A 20,978-nucleotide genomic window follows, 5' to 3' on the forward strand; every position below is an offset into this window, starting at 1 on the left:
GAACGAGGTGTTCCAGCCTGCTTTAGCCTCGTTGTGGCTTGTATGGGATTGATCTATGTTGCTGGGTTTGAAGGGCCTCAATCTTGTTGGATTGGCGGGTCCTTTCTTTTGTCTTTGTCTCTATTTTTGTAGCTGTCTCAGTCTCTGTTTTTTTTGATTGTTTCTGCTTTGCTTCTTCGCTTTTATTTTTTGCTGTGCTGTGCGTCGTTTTAAATCGTCATCAGCGTTGGGTCATCGGCCCATTTTTCTTTGATATGCAGCATCTCTGGCAAGCATTTATCCAGCAAAGCTACCAGTTGCGGATCAAAGTGCTGGCCGGACTGCTCGCGTAGATAGCTGATGCAACGCTCCACACTCCAGGCCTTTTTATAGGGCCGGTCACTGGCCAGGGCATCGAACACATCGGCAACGGCCACAATGCGGGCGGGCAGGGGAATCTCTTCGCCTTTCAAACCATAGGGGTAGCCGCTACCGTCCCACTTTTCGTGGTGATACAGCGCAATCGTGCGCGCCAGCTTCAGCAAACCATGTGAGTGCTGGCCAATAATGCGGGCCCCAATCAGGGTGTGCGTGCGCATGATCTCCCATTCCTCAGGCGTGAGCTTGCCGGGTTTTTGCAGGATGGAGTCGGGGATGCCGATCTTGCCTATATCGTGCATGGGGGCCGCGTGCAGCAGATCGTCCGCCGCTTCGCTGGAGTAGCCCAGCCAGTGGGCCAGAATGCGAGTGTAGTGGCTCATGCGGATAACGTGGCGGCCGACCTCGTTATCCTTGTATTCGGCCGCGGTGCCCAGGCAGCGGATAATTTGCAGGCGGCTGTCGCGCAGTTCCTGCATTTGCACCAGGGACAGGTGGTTGCGTATCCGGGCCTTTAGAATCGCCGGATTAAAGGGTTTGGAAATGTAGTCCACCGCCCCCATGTCCAGCCCCATCTGCTCATCGTGAGGCTGCGAGAGCGCCGTCACAAAAATAATCGGGATGTGGCGGGTCTTGGGGTCGGCCTTCAAGGCCCGACAGACTTCGTAGCCCGACATTTGCGGCATCATGATGTCCAGCAGGATCAGGTCAGGCAGATCCCGCTGTGCCAGCTCCAGTGCCTTGACGCCATCCTTGGCAAAGAGCAGCCGAAAATCCTGTTGCAGCGTATGGCGCAGAATCTGGAGATTGGCTGGCTCGTCATCGATGAGCAATAGGGTAGAGCGTGGTGACGTAAATTCATTCATGGCGTGGCGGATCCTTGGCCAAGCTGGTATTCAGGTCTTTGATCAGCTTTGACAAGATCAGGCTGGCTTGAACAAAGTCGAATACATCGATGGTTTTATTAAGATCATTCAGGGTGTCGATTTGCCCTGTGCTTTCCAGATACTGGCAGACCACCTGCAAGGCGGGCTCATCAAGCTCATTGAGCAGCACGCTGTTGTGCAGGATGTGGAGATAATTCAGGGCAACGTCGGGGGTATGCTCCACGACGTTCTGTGGGTCTGAATAGAGTGTGGGCGAGCCGTTATGGCTTAATTCGTGGGCGATGCGGTTGAACATCTCTTGCAACTGTTCAATGCGGTCGCGCATTTTGCGGGTTTGGCCGTGGCGAATTTTTTCTTCCAGTTCGCCGCTCAGCGCCGAGACTTGCGGCAAGCCCAGGTTGCCCGCTGTGCCGCGAATACCATGCAGGCTACCCAGCACAACTTCCCAGTTCGGATTGTCTTGCTTGACTTCGTCCAGCGGATAACGCGTGTGCAGGTCCGACAGGAAGCTCAAAATGGCCCGGCGCAAGCGAACTTGTGAACCCCAAAGACTCAAGCCCATATCCCAGTTGATCAGGCTGCTTTCCTGAGGGGGCACGCTCTCTTCGCCACGGTTTGTGGGGTCCAGCCCCATGACCAGCGCTATTTCCTGCAGCAGATAAGGCAGGTCCAGGGGCTTGGTGGCAAAACCATTCATTCCGGCCTCCTGGGCCGCACGGCGGTCGGACTCCATGACGCTGGCGGTCAGGGCAATCAGAGGCAGGGGCAGGCGTGCTTCGCGGCGCTCTTGTTCGCGCCAGCGCCGGGCGGTCTCCAGCCCATCCATGTCGGGCATGTGCACGTCCAGCAAGGCCACATCAAAATCTTCCGTACCGAGCAGTTCCAGTACCTTGTGACCATTGTCCACTGCTATGACGGAGTGCCCGTGCTGTTCCAGAGCCAGGGTCAGGAGCTCCTGGTTCAGGCTGACGTCATCTGCGACCAGAATCCGCAACGGGGGCAGTTGGGGCAAATGATGGTCGTCCGGGTTCAGGGTGGGCTCATTGCCGGGCTCCAGCGGGATGCGGACTTCAAAAATACTGCCGGTGCCCAAGGTACTTCGTACTTCCAGTGTGCCGCCCATCAAGTCCACCAATTGGCGGGCAATGGACACGCCCAAACCCGTTCCGCCAAAGCGGCGGCTAATGGACACATCGGCCTGGGTAAAAGGGGTAAAGACATGGCGCAATTGCTCGGGTGTCATGCCGATGCCGGTATCTGTGACGCGGATGGACACGGCATTGCGGCCGGGTTCGGGATTGACGTCCACGCGTACCGCGCCACTTTGGGTGAACTTGATGGCATTGCCGATCAGATTGTTCAGGACTTGCTGAATACGCAGCGGATCGCCCCGGTAAAAGCGATGCAGTTCAGGCGCACAGTTCAGGTGAAACTCCAGGTTTTTAGCATCTGCCGCCAGGCGCAGTGAGGCAACAACCTGCTTGCATAATTCGATCAGGGAAAAATCGACTTTTTCCAGCTCCACGGAACCACGCTCCAGCTTGGTCGTGTCCAGAATATCGTTCAGCAGGCTCAGCAAGGAGCGGGCGGATTGATTGATGATGGCCAGATGCTTGTTTTGCTGTGCATTGAGCTGATCATTCAGCATCAAGTCGCTAAAACCGATAATTGCATTCAGGGGCGTGCGGATCTCATGGCTCATATTGGCCAGGAAAGCGCTCTTGGCCTGGGCGGCCTGCTCGGCTTTCTCGGCGCTTTGACGCAGGGATTCGGTCAGGGCCATATAGCGGCTCATGTCGGTAACAAAACCGACAAACAGCGGATCGCCCGGTTGGCGGACCTTGCCGACGGCCAGGCGCATGGGCATCAGGCTGCCATCTTTGCGCAAACCCGTCACATCCCGGCCTACACCAATGATTTTGGGGTCGTTGCTGCGCAAGTAATTGGAAAGATAGCCATCGTGGCGTGAACGGTCCGGCTCGGGCATCAGCATGTTCACATTGCGGCCCAGCACTTCGCCTGCCTTCCAGCCAAACAGACGTTCGGCAGAGTGGTTGAAGTCCAGAATCGTGCCGTGGCTGTTGATGGTAATAATGCCGTCAATCGCGGTGTCCACAATGGCGCGGTTGTGCGATTCGCTTTCTTCCATCTTCAAAAAGAGCTGGCGATAGCGCAACAGGCCATTGGCGGCGGTCACCAGCACCGTCACTGTAATGGTGAAGGTGGACAGCACCATAGAGGCAAAGGTGCTGTTGAAGATGATCATGTCATCAGGCGGGGTGGTATGGCCCATGAAGCGGGCTGCGGCCATGCCGGTGTAGTGCATGCCGGAGATGGCCAGACCCAGCACAATGCCGCTGATGACCACGCGCTGCAGCAAAGTCAGACGAGTACGGTGCAGACGGAACCGGATCCACAGAGCCAAGGTGGCCAGCACAACGGCCAGCACAATCGACAAGAAGAAGGTAAAGGGTTCGTAGCGCAGCACCGGGGCCATGCGCATGGCGGCCATGCCGCTGTAGTGCATGGTGCCTATGCCCAGACCCACCAGGACACCGCCCATGATCAGGTGCGAGCGCTGGACTCGGGCTTGCGACAAAATTTGCAGTGCCACCCAGGAAGCCCCCACGCTGGGCAGGACAGACAGCATGGTAATGGCCGGGTCGTAATGGACGCTGGTACACAGATCAAAGGCCAGCATGCCAATAAAGTGCATGGTCCAGATACCACCGCCCAGCGCAATGGCACCGGTACAGATGGCAATCTGGCGATGGATGCGCAAATCAGCCATACGGGCGATATGGGCCGTATGCAGTGCCATCCCTGACGAGAATATGGCAACCAGTAGCGACAGGATGACCAGACCAGTGTTATAGCTGCCAACTAAAAAGGGAGCCATCTGGTCCGCACTGATGAAGAACTGGTCGAGTATCCGCATAGGTGCTTATGTCCGAAGCGACCCCGCAGGGCCAAGTTAGACGAAATGTGTCAGGCTCCCTCTGCTCTATAGGAGGGATGTAACGGTTAAATCCGGATAGGTTACCGAGTTTGTCTCCTACTGTGCAGGTTTTTGTATGGATTCAGTAAAAAAATTCATGGCTAAAGCAAAGTTCCTGTCAGCAACATGGCGGCAACCGAGAAATAAATGACTAAACCCAACACATCCACCAGGGTGGCAACCAGGGGAGCCGAGGCACTGGCCGGGTCAAAACCGACGCGTTGCAGGATAAAGGGCAGCATGGAGCCAATGCAGGAACCAAAGGTCACAATGCCTACCAAGGCCAGCCAGATGGTGAAGGCAATCAGCAAAGAGTGCTCGCCATAGTCGTACAGCCCCAAGTGTTGCCAGATCTCAATGCGGATAAAGCCAATCGCTCCCAGCATCGTGCCCAGCACCAAGCCCACCGGCAGTTCGCGTAAGAGGACACGCCACCAGTCGCCCACCCGGACTTCGCCCAGGGCCAGACCGCGAATCAGCAAAGAAGTAGCCTGCGAGCCGGAGTTACCGCCCGAGCTCATGATCAGCGGAATGAACATGGCCAGGACCACGGCCTTCTCCAACTGCATCTCGTAGTACTGCATGGCGCTGGCGGTGAGCATTTCACCCAGGAACAGAATCGCCAGCCAGCCACCGCGTTTGCGGATCATGGTGCTAAAGCCCGCTTGCAAATAGGGTTTGCCAATGTGTTCGGCACCCCCGAAGCGGTTCATGTCCTCGGCGGCCTCGTCCATCAAGGCGTCGATCACGTCGTCCACGGTCACAATGCCGATGATGACATTGGCCTCGTCCACCACCGGGATGGCCAGAAAGTCGTGACGGCGAATCAGTTGGGCCACTGCTTCCTTATCAGTCAGGGCCTGGACAGCAATAGGGCTGTCCCCACTCCACAATTGCGTCAGGGCCGCTTGCGGGTCGGCGCAGACCAGCTTGCGCAAGGGCACCACGAACTCCAGTTGCTGTTTGTCGTTGACCACATAAATGGCGTAGACCGTCTCGCGGGTGCTTTCTACTTCGCGGATATGTTGCAAGGTCTGAGCCACGTTCCAGCTCATGGGCACTTGCAGGAATTCGGTAGTCATGATGCCGCCAGCCGTATCGGCTGGGTAGTGCATCAGTCGCATGATGGAGGTGCGGGTAGGCTGGGACAGGCGGCCCAGGATTTGCTCCTGATCCTCGTGGTCCAGATCTTGCAGCAAGTCGGCCATGCGGTCTTCGGCCAGCGTTTCCAATACGGGCTGGCGCTCCGGGCGGGTCAACTCCAACAAGATGGCACTGGCCCAGCGCAGTTCGGGGGTTTCCAGCAAAGCTTGTAGCCGGTCGTTGTCCAGTTCCTGGGCAGCGGCCAAGGCCGGACGTCGCTCTAGCTGGTTCAAGGCCAGAACAAGGTCAGCAATAGGGGTTTGGGGGTCAAGTAAGTCAGTCGATGGGTGCTTGGACATGCAATACTCCAGTGGGCGTGCAAGTACGGGATGTTGAGCCAGGTTTTTGGGGTTACAAATGCTTGTAGAGGTCTTGTAAGGATCTGTTTGCACGGCTGATGGTGGGCCAGATTGGTGCTAGGATACCTTCAGTTCTTACCAGTGGAGCATGTTATGGATATGAAGGCCAGACTGGCAGCCCTGACAATGACGGCCCTGATGGGCGCTGCCGCAGTTCCAATGGCTCACGCTCAGTACGTGGGTCCCTCCAGCCAGAAAACGTTCACCAATGTTGAACAAGTCACCAAAAACGCCAAGGACGATGATCCAGTCAGTTTGCGCGGTAAGTTGGTGCGCAAGTTGTCCGATGAAACGTATCTGTTTGCAGACGAGACCGGCGAGATCCAGGTCGAGATTGACGACAAGATTTTCCCCAAAGAGCCGGTGGATGCTAACACGACCGTAGAGATTGTTGGCGAGATGGATAAGGCTCTGGTCGGAACCTCGGAAGTGGATGTCAAGGCGATTACGATCATTCGATAAAACCGCTGCAAGATTGTAAAAAGGCCCGCGAACTTGGTTTGCGGGCTTTGTTGTTGGGCAGTCGATGCTATAGTGCCCGCTTTCGCCCCACGTGCTGAACAGATTCTTTCTCGCCAGGGCGACTTCGTCCGCTACAAGACCAGGAACCACCATGAGCAATGCAATTAATTTTGATAAAGGCAATTACCGCTTCATTCCGACCGGCGTGAATCGCTTCTCGGGCGGGGTGGCTGCTCAGCCCGGTTACGAGATTTGCCGGGTGGTGTTTTCTGCACCGGTGCCACTGAAGGAAGGTTTTGATCTGATTCAGGCCGTGCTGGAAGCCGAGGAACGCCCTTTGACCGCCTTGTGCGCGTGCGAATTGCGCTCGCCCGAACCGGTAAGCGATAGCGACTTCAACCAGTTCAATGAGTTGTATCTGGAAACCCTGGAGGATTGGGGCCTGCTGAAAGGCAAACATAACCCCGTGGCACGCAGCAATGTCTCCCCACTGGTAGGCGCGCCTGCCGAGCCCAGCTTCTATGCCTTCAGCTACACGGTTGAAACTGATATTGAAGAAGCGACCTTCGTGATTGCGGGAAGCTGCGAAGTGCCCGAAACCCCCGGTGACTATATAGAGAGCATCGTGGCTTATCAGGACGTGTCGCCTGAAGGTCTGCTCCAGAAAGCCCAATGGGTGCTGGGTGAAATGGAGCGTCGTCTGGAAGTGCTGGGCCATGAGTGGGCCGATACCACGGCAACCCATGCCTACACGGTGCATAATCTGCATCCCTTTATGGCCAGTGAGCTGGCCAATCGTGGTGCGATTAGCCACGGTCTGGGCTGGCATCTGGCTCGCCCTCCAGTCAAGGATCTGGAGTACGAAATGGATTGCCGCCGTGTTTTGAATGAGCGCGTTCTGACGATTGATTAAGTCTTCAGTCCATAAAAAAGTCAGGCCCCAGCTAGCTGGGGCCTGTTTTTTGTCTGGCTGTTTATGCCTGGTTTATGCCTGGCTATAGGCTGCTTGGCTGGCAGACTGCTGATAACGACGACGCACCATCAGGCCCCATGCCAAGCCCAGCACCGCAGAGGCCAAAGAGCCGCACAGTACGCCCAGTTTGGCTGCATCCAGCAAAACAGGTTCTGCAAAGGCCAGGTTGGCCACAAAGATGGACATGGTAAAGCCGATACCGGCAAGCAAACCAATCAGGGTGACACCGGCCCAATCCATACCTGCAGGCAGTGTGCACAGACCCAGACGGACCGGCAACCAGGTGCCCAGCAAGACGCCAAGAGGCTTGCCCACAATCAACGCAATGGCAACGCCAAACAGGGCGCTTTGCGCACCGGCGGCATTCAGGTTTAAACCATTCAGGCTGACTCCAGCATTGGCCAGCGCAAAGACCGGCATGATGACAAAGGCAACCCAAGGATGCAGCAAGGCAGGAATACGTTGAACTGGTGGCAGGATTTCACGTTGGGCCAACTGCATCTTCTGCAGGGTATGCATGATTTCTTGAGTGTCTTGCTGGCTTTCCAGCTTGGTCGCCAATTCCAGGTTCAGGTGGCGTGCCTTGCGCGGCAAGGGCAGTGCGCGTACCGGGCTCATCATGCCCAGTACGACACCGGCCAGGGTGGGGTGGGCGCCCGTTTTCAACAGGCCGAACCACAAGATGGCCCCCGGCACGACATAGGCCCAAGCTGAGCCTATCCCCATTTTTTGCAGACCCAAAACGGCCACAATGCCCACACCGGCAATCAGAAAGGCGCTGTAATCCAGGCCGCCCGAGTAAAAGAAGGCAATGATCAGGATGGCGACCAGGTCATCAATAATGGCCAGCGCCAGCAAAAATACTCGCAAGCTAGGGGGCAGAGAGCGGCCGAGCAAAGCCAGGACCCCGACAGCAAAGGCGATATCGGTGGCGGTAGGAATAGCCCAACCCATCAGAACCTGTGGATCAGGGTTCATGGCCCCATAAATCAGGGCGGGCAGGGTGATGGCAGACAGGGCCGCACAGATGGGCAACATGGCCGAACGCCAGTCCGACAAAGCGCCATCATGGATCTCGCGGCGGATCTCCATTCCAACGACTAGAAAGAACAGGGTCATCAAAATATCGTTGACCCAAAAATGCAGATCTTGCGAGAAGCGCCAGGGGCCCAGTTCCAGGGTGACCTGGGTATGCCACAAAGCGGAATAGCTATCGGCAAAGGAGGAGTTGGCCCAGATCAGGGCCAGAGCGGCAGCCAGTAGCAAGACAACACCGCCCAGCGCTTCGATATGCAAAAGACGCTGCAATTGTGCTTGTAGCTGGCGGGTCAAAACGTGGGCGCGTGGCAAAGGCGCACCGGGGGAAGGGTGGGACATGGTCGGCAAATCTCCACAAGGCGGCCCGACCTTGCGTATGTAATTAACCTGCCTTGCTGCACAATGCCAGCAAAACACCCTGCGCAATTATAGGGACGGAGCTTCTTTAAGGCAATCGTCAGCTTGGGTCAGCATCCGGGGCAATATGCAAGGGAATCGTCACAGGGCCATCGTTGGTCAGGCTTAACTGCATATCAGCACCAAACACGCCGCATTGAGTATCAGGCAGGCGGGCGCGGGCCAGGGAAACAAGCTCATCAAACAAGGGTTGGCTGATGGCAGGGGGTGCGGCGCGGCTAAAACCCGGGCGATTGCCCTTGCGTGTGTCAGCCGCCAGGGTGAACTGGCTGACCAGTAAAAGCTGGCCGCCGGCTTGCAGCAGGTTCAGATTCATCTTGCCTTGCTCATCCGAAAAGATACGCAGGGCCAGGAGCTTATCCAGCAAACGAATGGCTTGTTCGGTGGTGTCACCGTGTTCAGCACAGACCAGTACCGCCATGCCCGCCCCGATTTTGGCGACTGTTTTGTTATCAATATCGACCTGGGCCTGGCGTACCCGTTGAATCAAGGCAATCATGTTTTTTTACTCAGACTAATGGCCAACGGCTTTGGAAAATAGATTCACAATCAGCACGCCCACCACAATAAAGGCGATGCCAATCATAGCGGCCAAATCCAGCTTTTGCTTGAAGACCACCCAGCCTATCAAGGAAATCAGCACAATACCCACGCCGCTCCAGATGGCGTAGGCAATGCCCACCGGCATGACACGCAGACTAAGCGACAGGAAATAAAATGCACCCGCATAAAACAGAATCGTGCATGCGCTAGGCATGAGCCGCGTGAATTGTTCAGAGCGCTGTAATAGGCTGGTGGCGATGATCTCGAAGATAATCGCGATAAATAAATGCAGGTAGGCGAGGCTTACAGGAGTCATTGAAAATCAGGGTTGGAAACTGAGCCATCCGGGTAGCAGTAGGACACTGGCCCACAAGGCGGCCGAGGCCCAGGAAGAAATATGAAAACTGACCGGAGACATGGCGCAGGTGCCGGCAATCAAGGGGACCGTCGAGCGCAAGGGACCCACAAAACGGCAGGCCACAATACTAAACCAGCCCCAGCGTGCAAAAAAAGCCTGTGCCTTGGCATACAGATGCAAGCGCTTGCGGGCCCACTCAAAATGGAACAGATTCCCGCCATAGCGCTGTCCCAGAAAAAAGGAAATGGCATTGCCCAGCCCGGCGCCCAGTGTGACTGACAGCCAGATAGGCAACAAGCTCATTTCACCGGCACCGACGAGCGCCCCGACCGACAAGAGAATGGCTGTGCCCGGAATGATCAGCGCCAAAAAGGGCAAGGACTCGATCATGCATAGGGCAAACACAGCCGGGGCGACCCATTGAGGATTAGCGCTAATCAGCGCCGTGGCTTGCTCTGCAAAATTGCTTAAAGTGCTTAGCATATCAATCAGAAGGAAGGGAGGGCAGCATGCCGTCCTTTAGTTCAGGGCAAGGCTCAGAATCAGGCGGTCCTTGTGCTGCAGACCGTCTTCAAACAAGGCCTCGTCGTAGTGGTGCAGAAAGTAGTCTGCTTCTACCGCCACGACCCGAAAGCCCGCGCGCTGATAGAAAAATAGCGGATAGCCGATCGTGCCGGTGGCGACATATAAGGTCTGCCCGCCTTGTTCGCGTACATAGTCAATAACGGTGGCCAACAGCGTCGCACCTAGCCCATGACCTTGGTACGGGGGCAGAACGGCGATGTTCATTAGTTCCCAGTCCTGAGCGTTTCTGGGCTGCAGAATAGCGGCTGCCACGGTTTGCTCTTGATCTGCAATGCGCCAGGCGTGAGGGGTGTTGCTATAGCGTTCAATCAGGCGGGTGCTGGGATCGGCCTCCAGGAGCAAGGCCATGGGCAGGCTAGAACCGTGTACCTGTTCTGCTTGCCCCAGTTGGTGGGGCTGACTCATGAAAAGTTCCCGTCCACATAAAACCACTGGCCCTGCTCACAGACAAACCGGCTAACTTCATGCAGACGATTCGCCCGGCCATTCAAGCGATTGCGGGCCACAAATTCCACGGTCGCTTCCGTGTCGGAAATACGTTCATGACGACGCACTTCCAGCCCCAGCCACTGCAAACCTTCAGGATTAGGCTCCAGCGAATGAGGACGGGTGGAGCTGTGCCAAGTGGCCAGCAGATAATCCAGATCGTCGCGTACAAATGCGCTGTAGCGCGAGCGCATCAAGGTAACCGCATCGGGCGCTTGCAAGTACTGCGGGCCTTGATGCCAGGGACCGCAACAAGCTTCATATTTTTTGGGATTGCCGCAAAGGCAGGAGGTTTTTGAAGAGGAAGACTTTTTCAAGAGCGTAACTGCCAAGACCAGAAGAATGGCACAAGCATACCTGAAAGCAGGAGTCGGTTTATGACGTCCCCCGCGACGAAAAGTAACGTGTCACCGCATAAAAAAACCCGCCCGCAAAACGCGGACGGGTCATGTGCATGCGTTTAGCTGCGTCGAACCGGCTTACTTGGCCGCGTCGATACGCTGTTGCATACGCTGGGCACGTTCTTTGGAGCCAGGGTGCGAGCTCATCGCGCTGCTCTCGCCACCGTCCAGGGCAGCCAGTTTCTCGAAGGCGCTAACCAGACCTTGGGTCTTGAGTTTGCGTTCGGTCAGCAGATCAAAGGAGTAATCGTCCGCATCGGACTCTTGTGATTGCGAGAACTGAGCATTCAGGAAAGCCTCGGACAGCTCGCCCAATTGGCTGGAGTTCAGTTGAGCAACCACACCGTTGCCGGTAGCGGCAGCAGCGTCACGAGCAGCGGACAAACCGTAGGCGGTTTGCATGGCTTTCTTGCTGTGGCCCAGTTCAACGTGGCCCATTTCGTGGCCGATCACGCCGCGCAACTCGTCGTCGGTCATCTTGTCCATCAGACCGGCGTAAACACGGATACAACCGTTAGCCATTGCCCAGGCGTTCACTTCCTGAGTCTGGTAAACCTTGAAGTTAGGAGTCTGGCCATTCAACTGCTTCGTCAAAGGCTTGACGATGCGTTGCAGACGCTTGTTGTACTTGCTGTTGGCGCTGGCTACTTTGTTTTCAGCGTCCATTTGCTTGCAAGACTGATCAGACAGGGCAACCACTTCCTGATCGGACAAACTGAACGCCTGGACAGCCTTGCTGCCCGCACCCACCATGCCACCCACATCCATTGTCTGGCAGCCTGCAGTCAGGCCAGCGACGGCCAGCATAGCGGCCAATGCACCCATACGAAAAGTCATGAACTTCCCCTTCTTCTTATATAAAAAAGAAGCGATTTTAATGACTAGGCGACGAAGGATTCCTATATAAAACAATCTTTAACAATTGTTGTTGATACATTTACAGATAGATAAAAAACGATCGGGCGCGGGATGGGCGGGCTTAGGCTTTTTTAGCCCCAAGATTGGATTTGTTCCTGAGGCGCTCCAGCTTTGTTGACAGGCGTAACAGTCTCGCCTGGAGTTAAACGCTAATGATTAGGCACCGATGCTACTCTCCACCTCACAAAAACGAGAGGGAGGATGGGAAAATGACCAAGAAAATCATGGTGCTATTAGGGACGCTGGCGCTGGCTGGCTGTGCGACACATGCTTCGGTGGAACGTAGCCTGGGTGCTCAAGCCTCACAAAGTTGCGCACCGATCGACGAGGCAAGCGTCGCCGCCTTGTTTGAACGTTGGAACAAGTCACTACAAACCGGCAAGCCTGAAGCGGTGGTCAAGAACTACGCAGAGCACTCGATTCTGTTGCCAACACTTTCAGGCGTGAATCGCATCACTGCGGCAGAAAAAGAAGACTACTTTGCACACTTTCTGCCAGCCCAACCGCAGGGTACGGTCACAGAAAGGCAGATCACCCTGGGCTGCAATATGGCGGTGGACTCGGGCAAATACACCTTCCATATGGGAGCAAGTGGCAAGCAAGCGGGCGCACGTTATACCTACACGTATCAATGGAATGGGCAGGACTGGCTGATTGTCAGCCATCATTCCTCGCTCTTGCCAGCGGACAAGTAGCAGCTTTCTATCGTGATTAGCTCAGGCCCGGCTTGCTGCTTTGATAAGTGGCAAGCCGGGCCTGTTGCCCGTGTACTCAGTCTATCGACACGTTTTTTATGAATGCACTCTGAACGCGCATTTCAGATCAGGTTAAGACAGTGATGCTCATGATGAAGCCAGGCTTGTACGAACAAGCCTGACTTTCCTACTACAAGGAGCTTTACCATGAAACGCTCGACATTGATTTGGACCGTACTGCTGGGCACGACGGGTGTATTGGCCGGAACAACGGTGATGGCCCAAAAACCTGCGCCCGTCTCGCATGCTGCTGTTCATCCTGCAGCGACAACGGCCCCCAAGGCAAAAGCTCCGGTCGCCCCCAAGGCAGCGGGCACTGCGATTCACGCACCTGCCAAGCAGACCAAGCGCTCTTGATGTACAAGACAAGCGACACGGTTCTAACAGGAATCGATGCCACGATTTACCAGTATCTGGGTCAGGTAAAGCCTGACCCTTTTTTTATTAGGCAGCGGCGCCAAGCAGGTACAAAAAAGCCCGCTCGAGGCGGGCTTTGTGGGGGGATTACCCAACACTCCCGCCGCCCATGACGTGGGCGGGTTTGATATCGAATTGGTTAAGGGGGTGGGAATGCTACGGCTGGAGGGTGTTGCTACGAGATGAGGTGATTCCTTGTGAGTGAGACGCGTTCTTGACCCGAATCTCAGCAGACAATTAAAATGCCGCGAAGCTCGTGTAAACGATTCTGCCTGTCACACAGCGAAGATGAGGCCCAATGGGCGTCACGTACCACAAACTCATGCGGTAATAATTAAAATGAAAAAACTAGTGCTACTTTTGACCTTGTCGTCGCTGCTCGCAGCATGTACTTCTGCCCAAATGAACATGCTTATGGGTGTACGGAAGCAAACCTATAACGATATCAATGCTGAATGGGTTGGCAGCACCGAAGAAGCACTGATTTCTAAGTGGGGGCCTCCCACAAAAAGCTACGCACTTGAGAGCGGAGCAAAAATCGTTTCTTACGAGCATATCTGGGGGCCTATCTCTTCATATAGCGTGTGCGTCGAGAAATTCATGATCGAGAAGGGGGTAGTGACTAAATGGGGCATTTCGAATTGCCCGTCAAAGGCTTCGGGTACTCTTCCGAAAGACACCCCGATTCCGCAACCCACCCTTTAAGACATACAGATTAAGGGGTCTGCGTAGGCTTCTTTTATCTGTTCCTTCGGTAGCGCATACTTCTTGTCTGCTCTTGGTTTTGTTCGTCATGCTTGCCCGGAAAGTCGCTGGGCCAGGGCATGGGTTCGGGCCTGTGCATGGGTGACTCCTGTTGCTTTGGCGATGGCCGAATGGGCTGCAATAAGTTGCAAACGAACGCTTAGCGAGTATATCTTTGAGCTGCTCGGCGCTCATGCCGGGTTTGTCTTGCCTGAGCCTAATTAATTTTGCTGTGCATAAGGACAGTGATTTAGCATTTGGTGGCCCAGTAGGAGTTTCAAATTGTGGACGCAAAAAAGCCCGCTCTATGGCGGGCGATTTGTCGGGGCGTCAAAATTTCCCCCACTGATATTTTGCGCGAGACTTCAGATTCTCTTGAAACCCGCATGTTTTTTGGTGCCCCCCCCGTGAGTCGAACACGGCACCAACGGATTATGAGTCCGCTGCTCTAACCAAGCATGAGCTAGAGGGGCAACAAGTCCGCAATTATTACATAAAGTCCGTGTTTGTGCCTAGCGAAGGGGTACGCCGAGCACGAGTTTGGGGCGTTTGGACAGCAGACAATATGTGCTCGCGATTGGTAGCACCTTGTTGTTTATCCTTGGAGCACAATGAGCGCGTCTAAAACCCCGAGAATAATGATGAAAACACTTATTTTAGCTTTGACGATGACGGCCATTCTTTCTGCCTGTGCGGTTCATACACCCAGAGGCTCGGTTATTGTGGATCCGGATGGATACGGTGGATATGGGCAGCGCCACTGTCCACCCGGTCAGGCGAAAAAGGGCAATTGCTAAGCCACCCTCCAGGGCTGTGCGCTTATTTGCGCTGATAGCGTTTGCTGCCTGTGCTTGTTTCGCAATACTGCTCGCCGCGTGGGCCGGTGCAGTAGGCTCCACTGGAGCAATCAGGCACAGGAACAACCAGTTCATTCGAGCCTTGTGGAGTTTGCTATAACAGGAATTTTATTTTGGATGATGCCATGCGAATCTTAATGCTTGTTTCCACTTTATTGCTGGCCGCTTGCCAAAACACGATACCAGCCCAGAAAGTCGGCAGTGAGGCGTGGCTGGAAATGGTAGATCGTCAGTTAGCGGTATCGGATGGGCAAGGACATGGCCCTGACTACGGCTCGCAAGAATGGTGCAATGTGGTCCATATCCGTTTGTACGGCCAAGATCCAGTACAGCCTGTCCCTTGCGATCAGGCCTGGATGGAAAAGGTCGACCAAGAGATGAAGAAGCGTTAAGTACCGACAGCGCCATACTCGGCAGACAGCCCCTCAAGCCTATCAAGAGCGCCGGTAGTACTTCCGGTGCTCCACCATCGTTCCAATAATTTCGATGGCATGCTGATCGCTGCGAATTGAAGGATAGTCCTCGTTCAGTGGCACCAGCTCAAAGACTTCCTGCCCGCCTTCATCAATGCACAACAGTCGATATTTTTTGAAGGTGGCTTCTTCTTCGCTATTTTTGGCGACCACATAGTCCCCGGGGCGGGGCGTCAGCTCGCAATCCACAATAATCCGGTCGCCTTCCTTGAAGTCCGGCAGCATGGAGTCGCCCTTGATCTGCAAGGCAAAAGAACGCTCTGATAGGCACAGGTCTGTGAGCAGATACTCCACTTCTTCAAACGTGAAGTTCTGGCCTGGATCGCGAAATACGCCGGCCTGCACATAGTTCAGCAGGGGAATACGCCGCTCGCCCATCATGGCTTCTTGCACATTGCCGTCAAAACCAGGCTTGCCACCAAAGCCATAGCCTTGCTGATCCAGGCTATGCGCGTCCAATCCCACTTCTTTTTCGATTGCTCTTGCGACTCGTTCGCCGATGCTGCGCCCACCGTTGTAGGTCGATGACAGGTACTGGGCAAGCTGGGCTCGTGTACGGCCAATAGAGCGCGCGAAGTCAGCCGCATTGCCGTGTGTGCGGTCTTCTATCAGGCGTTGCAGGTTTCTGCGGCGAATCGAGTAAATATCCATACCGCCATTAAAACAAGAAAAAACTAAACATTGGTTTAGATATTTCTTTTCTTTACGTTTAGAACTATCTATACTCAATGCATGAACGCTAAACACATCATCGAAGAAATGGGCGGACGCCGAGCCGTATTGCGTATCACTGGCTTGAGCAAAGGCCGCATCTCTCAATGGGAGAAGGCCGGTGTCATACCACGCGTGTGGCAGTTGGTCTTTCATCACATGAACCCGGTGGTGCCTGCCCCAGCACCGAAAGATAGACCCAGAAATATCTAAACCTTTGTCGCCGTTGGGCTAGTCAGATAGCGCTCGGCGGACATCTCGCGTCATGGGGTGACGCAGTTCTTGTGCCCTTGGGGCATTGCCCATTAATCGGATGCTATTGGCCTGTCCGGGCCAGGGGTCCTGCTGCGCGATCCATTTCCATAGAGAGGCACGGATCGCGCCGCATTGAAGGCAGGGTGACATGAAAAAACATAGTGAAAACACGGCGCAGGCTGTTGGCCTGTGCTCACAGACGGGGCGTCAGTCCAAGGAGTCGGAGTGGGGCTTACTGCATCAGACATTACGTAATGACGGAGCGTGCCTATGAGCAATATGCCGTGGTTTCGTGCCTACACCGAGATGGTGGATGACGAGAAGTTGCGTCTGCTGGCCTTTGAGGACAGATGGCATTACGTGGCCTTGCTGTGTCTGAAAGGCCAAGGCGTGCTCGATAGCGGGGACACGCTGATGCTGCGCAAGGTGGCCGTCAAGCTGGGTCTGGATTTACGTACCCTGGACGATGTGGTGCGTCGTTTAAGCGAAGTGGGCTTGATTGATCAGCACACCTTGCAGCCGCTGGGTTGGGACAAGCGCCAGATGAAATCCGATAGCAGTGCGGAACGGGTAGCCCGCTTCAGAGCGCGAAAAAAGCAGGAGCAAGACAGTAACGCGTCCGTAACGTTACCGAAACGGCCAGGTAACGCGCTAGATATAGAGACAGATAAAGAAGCAGAGAAAGAAACAGATACAGAGAAAACAACTGCACGTCGCAAGACGGCTGCCCTGGAGTTCTCTGCCTGGCCTGCTGAACCCAGCTCTGAAGTGATCGCGGACTATCTGCGTCATCGTCGGGAAATTAAGGCGCCACTGACCCAAACCGCCTTGAACCGCTTGGGTGCTGAAGCACATCGGGCCTTGGACATAGGCTACAGCGTCGATGACTTTCTTGCTGAGTGCATGTTGCGGGGTTGGCGGGGTGGTAAAGCCAGTTGGCTGGAAGGGCGCAGCGATTCTCGCCCTGGACCTGCGGGGGGCTTTGATCCCTTGGCTTATGTGAATCGTCATCGGCAACGAGAGGAGATCGACGATGTCATCGATATCTGATTTTTCTAATCCCTGGCTGCTGCGTCATACCAAGCTGGAAGGTATCAGCCTGATGGACCATTTGTACAACCGGCTCAACGGTATTTATCCCAACAAGTTCCGCTCCAACTTCCGTGACAAGCAAGCGATTGAAGACTGGAAACAGGCCTGGGCCGAGGCCTTTGATGAAGAGGGCGTCTCGCCTGGCGATGTGGCTCTAGGCATCAAGAACTGCCGTCGTATGTTTGACTGGCCCCCCAGCTTGCCGGAGTTTCTGCGGGCTTGCCGCCCTCAACTAGAGCCGGAAACCGCTTTCTTTCAGGCAGTGCGTGGGATGCAGGCTAGGGCGCGTGGGGAGATGGGGGAATGGTCCCACCCTGCAATCTATTACGCGGCGGTCAGTATCGGGCAGTTTGATTTGTTGAATCTGGCTTACACGCAACTGGAACAGCGCTGGCACAAAGTCCTGGGCGATCAACTGGCCAAAGGCCAATGGCCAGAGATCCCGCCGCCCCGATTAGCCCTAGCTTCGCCGCAAGACAGAGAGCAAGGACGCCGGGAAGGGCAGCAGCGCGTGCGAGATCTGGCCCTGGTGATTGCAGGCGACAACAACAAGGACCCGCGAGTCTGGGCGAACCGGATTCTGGCGCGTCCTGAGGAGCGTTCCCTGGCGGTTCTGAAGATGGCTAAAGCCGCCGTGGGCAAGGAGTGAATGAGCTATGAATCTGACAATACAGCGTCATCAAGAAGTGCCTAGGGCTATCACTGGAACACCTGCCCGCCGCTACAAAGAGCTGCTGGATTTGCAGCAGCGCGGCCAGATCAGGCAGTTGGTGCAGCAGCCATCCTGGGATCTGGCGCCACGGTTTTGCAGCCACCTGATACCTGCCAACAGGATTTGCTACATCGCGGACTTTGCCTATACGGATAACAGCAGCGGCCATCGCATTGTGGAGGGCCGCGATGCAGAAGGCCTGCTCCAAGGCATCAAGCGTGTCCTGCTGACCAGGATGCACGGCATCACCGTCCACCGGGCTTGAAGGAGGAGTACAGATGACGATCAAAACAGAAAAAAAACAGGGCTTGAGTGGCGACGATCTGCTCTGGAACTGGGCCCGTTGGTGCTGGTCCGGGCAGACCGTGGGCAATATGGAACGCTACGTTCCCTGGCAAGAAGACTTTCGACCTATCCACCAGGACCACGCCTTGGCAGTGGATGCCTTGTACCAGCGCCTGCCGCACTATCAGGCCATGGTCATCCAGGCCGAATACCCCCGCAAGAATGCCCAGTACGGCCATCTGACTGCCAGCGAACGCCAGGTCAGAGCCCGTTTGTGGATCAGGCAAATAACCGGTGCGGTGCTGAGAGACGAAGACTACCGCCGCCATTTGATGGATTTCAGAATCACAGTTGAGAAGGAGATTTTGCGGTGAAGTATGCAGCCGAAGTTATTGACCTGTTAGCGGCCTATCCGGGACGAGAGTTCCGCATGATCCAGATTGTGCGTCATGTCAGCAAAGGCATGGAGCTGTCCACCGCACAACGCAACGCCATGCGCGAAGGCGTCAAGCGCGTGCTGGCGCAACTGCAGGATTCAGGCCAGGTGGACAAGATCAAAGAGGGTGAAACCTCCGCCTTTTACGCCTGGCGTTGCAGTCTGCAACATGGTCCGCTATGAATCTGCAAGCGCAATTGCAATAATGGGCGTGCAAAGTTGCGTCCAATGCAAACGAAACAACCCCGAGCAAGAAATTGCTGCGGGGTTTTTTTATGGTCTGTACAGGGCGCAATTGGGCTTTTGGACAAGTTCACCTGATCACTGTGTTGGCCTCTGTTTCGGGGCCAGGAAAAGTACCGCCATGAGTAATGCCTTAGATGATTTTTATACGCTGATCGCCAAAGCAGCAGAACCGCATACGGTGATTCGTAGCCCGATAGACGAGGGGCAACTTCCTGCTTTGCCTTACCTCGTTTTTTCAGTGATTCAAGGCCGACCCGGGCCAAGTCATCATGGGCAAGTTGATGACACGGGTATTCGACGAGTCAGTGCTCATTACCAGGCAGTAGTGCAATTGCGGTGTTTTGCCTTGGATAGCTGGACCCTTCTGGAGCGCATCCATCTGGCTCTGGAGTCCGAGGCTTTGCAAGCCCTGAGCGAGGAGCTGAATATTTCGGTGCTTCGCGCTGTGCGTCTGGATGTGGAGCAGGACCAGGCCGAGCAGGGACGGGCACATACACGTCTGGATCTGGATGTGCTGTACACCGCCAGTATGGATGAAGAGGTGCACGTGATTGAGTTGGTGGAAGTGAAAGGGGGACCGCCCCCGCTTGAGTAACCAGGCAGGCCTGTTACGGGCCTGTTCTTTTGAACGCGTTTTTTATCGCTTTAGCCACCGATCCAGGTGGTTTTTTTCTTTTTGGAGCCACTGATGGCAAAACTATCTCGGATCGCCAACGTAGATATTGCGTTGCGTACGACCGCAATCAATGAACAATCTTTTTCCGACATGCTGATTCTGGGCAGTCACGTGCTTTCTACCGCCCGTGCCATGACCATTACCGGGGCCGATGAGTTGCTGGATCTGGGGCTGCTGGATTCGGACCCCTTGTATTGGGCTGCACGCGATGCCTTCGCGCAGATTCCTGCGGTACGCCAAGTCTTTATCGGTCGTCGCCAGGTGGATGAGGTCAAGGTCTCTGCTACTCGCGCTGTGCCAGATGCTGATTACCGCATTCAACTGCGTTGGCGTGATGAGCAAGGGCAGCAGTTGGATGCTCAGGTGTCCTACAAGGCCCTGGAGGCGGATACGCTGGCAGATATTGCCTCTGGTCTGGCGGCTGCCATTGCACAAACGGCGGCCCCAGTGACTGCCAGCGCCGCGGCAGAAGCGGTGATGTTGAAAAACAAGACGGCAGGTGCGGCGTTGGCAGTACAGCCCAAGGGTAATCTGGCGATGCAAGTGGTGCCGGGTGCCGAGACGGTGACTCAGGCTCTGTCCACAATCGCAAACAGCCCCTTTAACTGGTATGGCTTGGTTATTACCAGCCGTGCCAAAGAAGATGTGCTGTCTGCAGCCGCCTGGACGGAGTCCAACGAGAAGCTGTTTGGTACGGCATCGGCCGATGCAGGCATCATCGACTCTGACACAACGGATGATCTGGCCAGTCAGTTGAAGGCCAATCAGTATTTCCGCAGCTTTGGTGTGTACAGCGCAGCGGCGGCCACGCAATACCCCGAGGCTGCCTTGATGTCGTCCATGTTCACCTATTACCCCGGTCAGGAAACCTGGGCACTGAAAAAGCTCGCTGGCATTGCCTATGACGAGCTGACGGAAGGTCAGGCACTGGTGGCGCATGGCAAGAACTTCTCTACGTTTGAGCCTTTCCGCAATTTCGCGGTTACTCAGGGTGGATTGACGGCGGCGGGTGAGTGGATTGACGTCATTCGCTTGCGTGATTCGCTGGTTGAGCAGATCAAGGTGTCGGTCGTCTCGGCCATGATCAACGCTGATGGCAAGGTGGCCTTTACCGATGATGGTATTCAGATGATTGGCAATGCCATCCGCGCACCGCTGGACCTGAATGTACGTCGTGGCGGTATTGCCACTGAAGAGCTGGACGATAACGAGCGCATCATCCCCAGCTACACCTTGAGCCTGCCACGCAGCAGCCAGGTTCCATCCAATGACAAGGCCAATCGTGTCTTGCGTGATGTGTACTTCACGGCACGTCTGGCCGGTGCCATTCATGTGTCCGAGATCAAAGGCAGCTTGAGCTACGCCCTGTAACTCCGGGAGCGTGAGCTCTTTGT

At 55.3% G+C, this 20,978-nt stretch carries 25 protein-coding genes and 1 tRNA gene; 14 read left to right on the forward strand and 12 right to left on the reverse strand.

Annotated elements, in window-relative coordinates:
* Window positions 1-209: 209 nt before the first annotated feature.
* The 3 genes from OSH09_RS01075 to mgtE all read right to left on the reverse strand — a co-directional run bounded on the left by OSH09_RS01075 (window position 210) and on the right by mgtE (window position 5,684).
* Window positions 210-1,223: a response regulator gene (locus tag OSH09_RS01075; RefSeq protein ID WP_222668469.1), complete on the reverse strand. Its 1,014-nt coding sequence runs from the start codon at window positions 1,221-1,223 to the stop codon at window positions 210-212.
* On the reverse strand, window positions 1,216-4,182 hold the full coding sequence (locus OSH09_RS01080) for an MHYT domain-containing protein (RefSeq protein ID WP_266119868.1): 2,967 nt from the start codon (window positions 4,180-4,182) through the stop codon (window positions 1,216-1,218). Before OSH09_RS01080 ends, OSH09_RS01075 begins: the two co-directional genes overlap by 8 nt.
* Before the next feature lie 161 nt (window positions 4,183-4,343).
* A complete protein-coding gene (gene mgtE, locus OSH09_RS01085) occupies window positions 4,344-5,684 on the reverse strand; it encodes a magnesium transporter (RefSeq protein ID WP_266119869.1) in 1,341 nt (446 codons plus the stop codon).
* A 153-nt stretch (window positions 5,685-5,837) separates the two neighbouring features.
* On the opposite strand from mgtE, the gene OSH09_RS01090 reads away from it, so the two are divergent.
* Window positions 5,838-6,206, forward strand: a complete 369-nt coding sequence (locus OSH09_RS01090) for a YgiW/YdeI family stress tolerance OB fold protein (RefSeq protein ID WP_266119870.1) — start codon at window positions 5,838-5,840, stop codon at window positions 6,204-6,206.
* A gap of 151 nt (window positions 6,207-6,357) precedes the next feature.
* A complete protein-coding gene (cnbZ, locus tag OSH09_RS01095) occupies window positions 6,358-7,119 on the forward strand; it encodes a 2-amino-5-chloromuconate deaminase CnbZ (RefSeq protein WP_207873898.1) in 762 nt (253 codons plus the stop codon).
* Between the two features lie 72 nt (window positions 7,120-7,191).
* On the opposite strand, the gene nhaA is transcribed toward cnbZ, so the two are convergent.
* The 7 genes from nhaA to loiP all read right to left on the reverse strand — a co-directional run bounded on the left by nhaA (window position 7,192) and on the right by loiP (window position 11,844).
* Window positions 7,192-8,556 carry a Na+/H+ antiporter NhaA gene (gene nhaA, locus OSH09_RS01100; RefSeq protein ID WP_266119871.1) on the reverse strand — a complete coding sequence of 455 codons (1,365 nt, stop codon included), beginning with the start codon at window positions 8,554-8,556 and terminating at the stop codon, window positions 7,192-7,194.
* A gap of 118 nt (window positions 8,557-8,674) precedes the next feature.
* Window positions 8,675-9,133, reverse strand: a complete 459-nt coding sequence (gene dtd, locus OSH09_RS01105) for a D-aminoacyl-tRNA deacylase (RefSeq protein ID WP_207873900.1) — start codon at window positions 9,131-9,133, stop codon at window positions 8,675-8,677.
* Window positions 9,134-9,148: 15 nt separating this feature from the next.
* Window positions 9,149-9,493, reverse strand: a complete 345-nt coding sequence (locus tag OSH09_RS01110) for an SMR family transporter (RefSeq protein WP_266119872.1) — start codon at window positions 9,491-9,493, stop codon at window positions 9,149-9,151.
* Window positions 9,494-9,499: 6 nt separating this feature from the next.
* Window positions 9,500-10,018, reverse strand: a complete 519-nt coding sequence (locus tag OSH09_RS01115) for a DedA family protein (RefSeq protein WP_266119873.1) — start codon at window positions 10,016-10,018, stop codon at window positions 9,500-9,502.
* Window positions 10,019-10,054: 36 nt separating this feature from the next.
* The gene (locus OSH09_RS01120) at window positions 10,055-10,525 is read right to left on the reverse strand and encodes a GNAT family N-acetyltransferase (RefSeq protein ID WP_266119874.1); all 471 of its coding nucleotides are present in this window, start codon (window positions 10,523-10,525) and stop codon (window positions 10,055-10,057) included.
* Entirely contained in the window at window positions 10,522-10,923 is a 402-nt protein-coding gene (locus OSH09_RS01125) for a YchJ family protein (RefSeq protein WP_266119875.1), read from the reverse strand. The genes OSH09_RS01120 and OSH09_RS01125 overlap by 4 nt, the downstream gene beginning before the upstream one ends.
* Before the next feature lie 162 nt (window positions 10,924-11,085).
* A complete protein-coding gene (loiP, locus tag OSH09_RS01130) occupies window positions 11,086-11,844 on the reverse strand; it encodes a metalloprotease LoiP (RefSeq protein WP_207873905.1) in 759 nt (252 codons plus the stop codon).
* A gap of 290 nt (window positions 11,845-12,134) precedes the next feature.
* Between loiP and OSH09_RS01135 the strand changes: the two genes are divergently transcribed.
* The 3 genes from OSH09_RS01135 (at window position 12,135) to OSH09_RS01145 (ending at window position 13,802) form a co-directional block, all read left to right on the forward strand.
* Window positions 12,135-12,620: a DUF4440 domain-containing protein gene (locus OSH09_RS01135; protein ID WP_266119876.1), complete on the forward strand. Its 486-nt coding sequence runs from the start codon at window positions 12,135-12,137 to the stop codon at window positions 12,618-12,620.
* 207 nt (window positions 12,621-12,827) lie between these two features.
* On the forward strand, window positions 12,828-13,037 hold the full coding sequence (locus tag OSH09_RS01140; RefSeq protein WP_266119877.1) for a hypothetical protein: 210 nt from the start codon (window positions 12,828-12,830) through the stop codon (window positions 13,035-13,037).
* A gap of 399 nt (window positions 13,038-13,436) precedes the next feature.
* Window positions 13,437-13,802 (forward strand): hypothetical protein, encoded by a 366-nt coding sequence (locus OSH09_RS01145; RefSeq protein ID WP_266119878.1) that lies wholly within the window; start codon window positions 13,437-13,439, stop codon window positions 13,800-13,802.
* A gap of 433 nt (window positions 13,803-14,235) precedes the next feature.
* Here OSH09_RS01145 and OSH09_RS01150 read toward each other — a convergent pair.
* Window positions 14,236-14,314 (reverse strand) — tRNA-Ile (locus OSH09_RS01150).
* 509 nt (window positions 14,315-14,823) lie between these two features.
* Here OSH09_RS01150 and OSH09_RS01155 point away from each other — a divergent pair.
* Entirely contained in the window at window positions 14,824-15,090 is a 267-nt protein-coding gene (locus OSH09_RS01155) for a hypothetical protein (protein ID WP_266119879.1), read from the forward strand.
* Between the two features lie 42 nt (window positions 15,091-15,132).
* On the opposite strand, the gene OSH09_RS01160 is transcribed toward OSH09_RS01155, so the two are convergent.
* Window positions 15,133-15,822 (reverse strand): LexA family protein, encoded by a 690-nt coding sequence (locus tag OSH09_RS01160; RefSeq protein ID WP_266119880.1) that lies wholly within the window; start codon window positions 15,820-15,822, stop codon window positions 15,133-15,135.
* Window positions 15,823-15,903: 81 nt separating this feature from the next.
* On the opposite strand from OSH09_RS01160, the gene OSH09_RS01165 reads away from it, so the two are divergent.
* The 8 genes from OSH09_RS01165 to OSH09_RS01200 all read left to right on the forward strand — a co-directional run bounded on the left by OSH09_RS01165 (window position 15,904) and on the right by OSH09_RS01200 (window position 20,955).
* Complete coding sequence (locus tag OSH09_RS01165) at window positions 15,904-16,095, forward strand: helix-turn-helix domain-containing protein (protein WP_266119881.1); 192 nt, start codon at window positions 15,904-15,906, stop codon at window positions 16,093-16,095.
* A gap of 312 nt (window positions 16,096-16,407) precedes the next feature.
* Window positions 16,408-17,187, forward strand: coding sequence for a hypothetical protein (locus OSH09_RS01170; protein ID WP_266119882.1), 780 nt, complete (start codon window positions 16,408-16,410; stop codon window positions 17,185-17,187).
* On the forward strand, window positions 17,171-17,878 hold the full coding sequence (locus OSH09_RS01175) for a replication protein P (protein WP_266119883.1): 708 nt from the start codon (window positions 17,171-17,173) through the stop codon (window positions 17,876-17,878). The genes OSH09_RS01170 and OSH09_RS01175 overlap by 17 nt, the downstream gene beginning before the upstream one ends.
* Window positions 17,879-17,885: 7 nt before the next feature.
* Window positions 17,886-18,206 carry a DUF1064 domain-containing protein gene (locus OSH09_RS01180; RefSeq protein ID WP_266119884.1) on the forward strand — a complete coding sequence of 107 codons (321 nt, stop codon included), beginning with the start codon at window positions 17,886-17,888 and terminating at the stop codon, window positions 18,204-18,206.
* Between the two features lie 13 nt (window positions 18,207-18,219).
* Window positions 18,220-18,600 carry a hypothetical protein gene (locus OSH09_RS01185; RefSeq protein WP_266119885.1) on the forward strand — a complete coding sequence of 127 codons (381 nt, stop codon included), beginning with the start codon at window positions 18,220-18,222 and terminating at the stop codon, window positions 18,598-18,600.
* On the forward strand, window positions 18,597-18,845 hold the full coding sequence (locus OSH09_RS01190; protein WP_137430852.1) for a hypothetical protein: 249 nt from the start codon (window positions 18,597-18,599) through the stop codon (window positions 18,843-18,845). Before OSH09_RS01185 ends, OSH09_RS01190 begins: the two co-directional genes overlap by 4 nt.
* 181 nt (window positions 18,846-19,026) lie before the next feature.
* Window positions 19,027-19,503, forward strand: coding sequence for a phage neck terminator protein (locus OSH09_RS01195; protein ID WP_266119886.1), 477 nt, complete (start codon window positions 19,027-19,029; stop codon window positions 19,501-19,503).
* Window positions 19,504-19,596: 93 nt separating this feature from the next.
* Window positions 19,597-20,955, forward strand: coding sequence for a DUF3383 family protein (locus OSH09_RS01200; protein WP_266119887.1), 1,359 nt, complete (start codon window positions 19,597-19,599; stop codon window positions 20,953-20,955).
* Window positions 20,956-20,978 lie beyond the last annotated feature (23 nt).

It is taken from the genome of Alcaligenes parafaecalis, from assembly GCF_026344135.1.
In the GTDB taxonomy this organism is placed as follows: domain Bacteria; phylum Pseudomonadota; class Gammaproteobacteria; order Burkholderiales; family Burkholderiaceae_B; genus Alcaligenes; species Alcaligenes parafaecalis.

What these genes read in the sequence shown, in the direction of transcription:
- OSH09_RS01080 (WP_266119868.1), bottom strand. Translation starts at nt 4,182, where the DNA reads ATGCGGATACTCGACCAGTTCTTCATCAGTGCGGACCAGATGGCTCCC.
- OSH09_RS01140 (WP_266119877.1), top strand. Translation starts at nt 12,828, where the DNA reads ATGAAACGCTCGACATTGATTTGGACCGTACTGCTGGGCACGACGGGT.
- mgtE (WP_266119869.1), bottom strand. Translation starts at nt 5,684, where the DNA reads ATGTCCAAGCACCCATCGACTGACTTACTTGACCCCCAAACCCCTATT.
- OSH09_RS01090 (WP_266119870.1), top strand. Translation starts at nt 5,838, where the DNA reads ATGGATATGAAGGCCAGACTGGCAGCCCTGACAATGACGGCCCTGATG.
- OSH09_RS01170 (WP_266119882.1), top strand. Translation starts at nt 16,408, where the DNA reads ATGAGCAATATGCCGTGGTTTCGTGCCTACACCGAGATGGTGGATGAC.
- OSH09_RS01120 (WP_266119874.1), bottom strand. Translation starts at nt 10,525, where the DNA reads ATGAGTCAGCCCCACCAACTGGGGCAAGCAGAACAGGTACACGGTTCT.
- OSH09_RS01075 (WP_222668469.1), bottom strand. Translation starts at nt 1,223, where the DNA reads ATGAATGAATTTACGTCACCACGCTCTACCCTATTGCTCATCGATGAC.
- OSH09_RS01145 (WP_266119878.1), top strand. Translation starts at nt 13,437, where the DNA reads ATGAAAAAACTAGTGCTACTTTTGACCTTGTCGTCGCTGCTCGCAGCA.
- OSH09_RS01135 (WP_266119876.1), top strand. Translation starts at nt 12,135, where the DNA reads ATGACCAAGAAAATCATGGTGCTATTAGGGACGCTGGCGCTGGCTGGC.
- OSH09_RS01200 (WP_266119887.1), top strand. Translation starts at nt 19,597, where the DNA reads ATGGCAAAACTATCTCGGATCGCCAACGTAGATATTGCGTTGCGTACG.
- OSH09_RS01165 (WP_266119881.1), top strand. Translation starts at nt 15,904, where the DNA reads ATGAACGCTAAACACATCATCGAAGAAATGGGCGGACGCCGAGCCGTA.
- loiP (WP_207873905.1), bottom strand. Translation starts at nt 11,844, where the DNA reads ATGACTTTTCGTATGGGTGCATTGGCCGCTATGCTGGCCGTCGCTGGC.
- OSH09_RS01110 (WP_266119872.1), bottom strand. Translation starts at nt 9,493, where the DNA reads ATGACTCCTGTAAGCCTCGCCTACCTGCATTTATTTATCGCGATTATC.
- OSH09_RS01160 (WP_266119880.1), bottom strand. Translation starts at nt 15,822, where the DNA reads ATGGATATTTACTCGATTCGCCGCAGAAACCTGCAACGCCTGATAGAA.
- OSH09_RS01155 (WP_266119879.1), top strand. Translation starts at nt 14,824, where the DNA reads ATGCGAATCTTAATGCTTGTTTCCACTTTATTGCTGGCCGCTTGCCAA.
- OSH09_RS01180 (WP_266119884.1), top strand. Translation starts at nt 17,886, where the DNA reads ATGAATCTGACAATACAGCGTCATCAAGAAGTGCCTAGGGCTATCACT.
- OSH09_RS01185 (WP_266119885.1), top strand. Translation starts at nt 18,220, where the DNA reads ATGACGATCAAAACAGAAAAAAAACAGGGCTTGAGTGGCGACGATCTG.
- nhaA (WP_266119871.1), bottom strand. Translation starts at nt 8,556, where the DNA reads ATGTCCCACCCTTCCCCCGGTGCGCCTTTGCCACGCGCCCACGTTTTG.
- OSH09_RS01115 (WP_266119873.1), bottom strand. Translation starts at nt 10,018, where the DNA reads ATGCTAAGCACTTTAAGCAATTTTGCAGAGCAAGCCACGGCGCTGATT.
- OSH09_RS01195 (WP_266119886.1), top strand. Translation starts at nt 19,027, where the DNA reads ATGAGTAATGCCTTAGATGATTTTTATACGCTGATCGCCAAAGCAGCA.
- dtd (WP_207873900.1), bottom strand. Translation starts at nt 9,133, where the DNA reads ATGATTGCCTTGATTCAACGGGTACGCCAGGCCCAGGTCGATATTGAT.
- OSH09_RS01175 (WP_266119883.1), top strand. Translation starts at nt 17,171, where the DNA reads ATGTCATCGATATCTGATTTTTCTAATCCCTGGCTGCTGCGTCATACC.
- cnbZ (WP_207873898.1), top strand. Translation starts at nt 6,358, where the DNA reads ATGAGCAATGCAATTAATTTTGATAAAGGCAATTACCGCTTCATTCCG.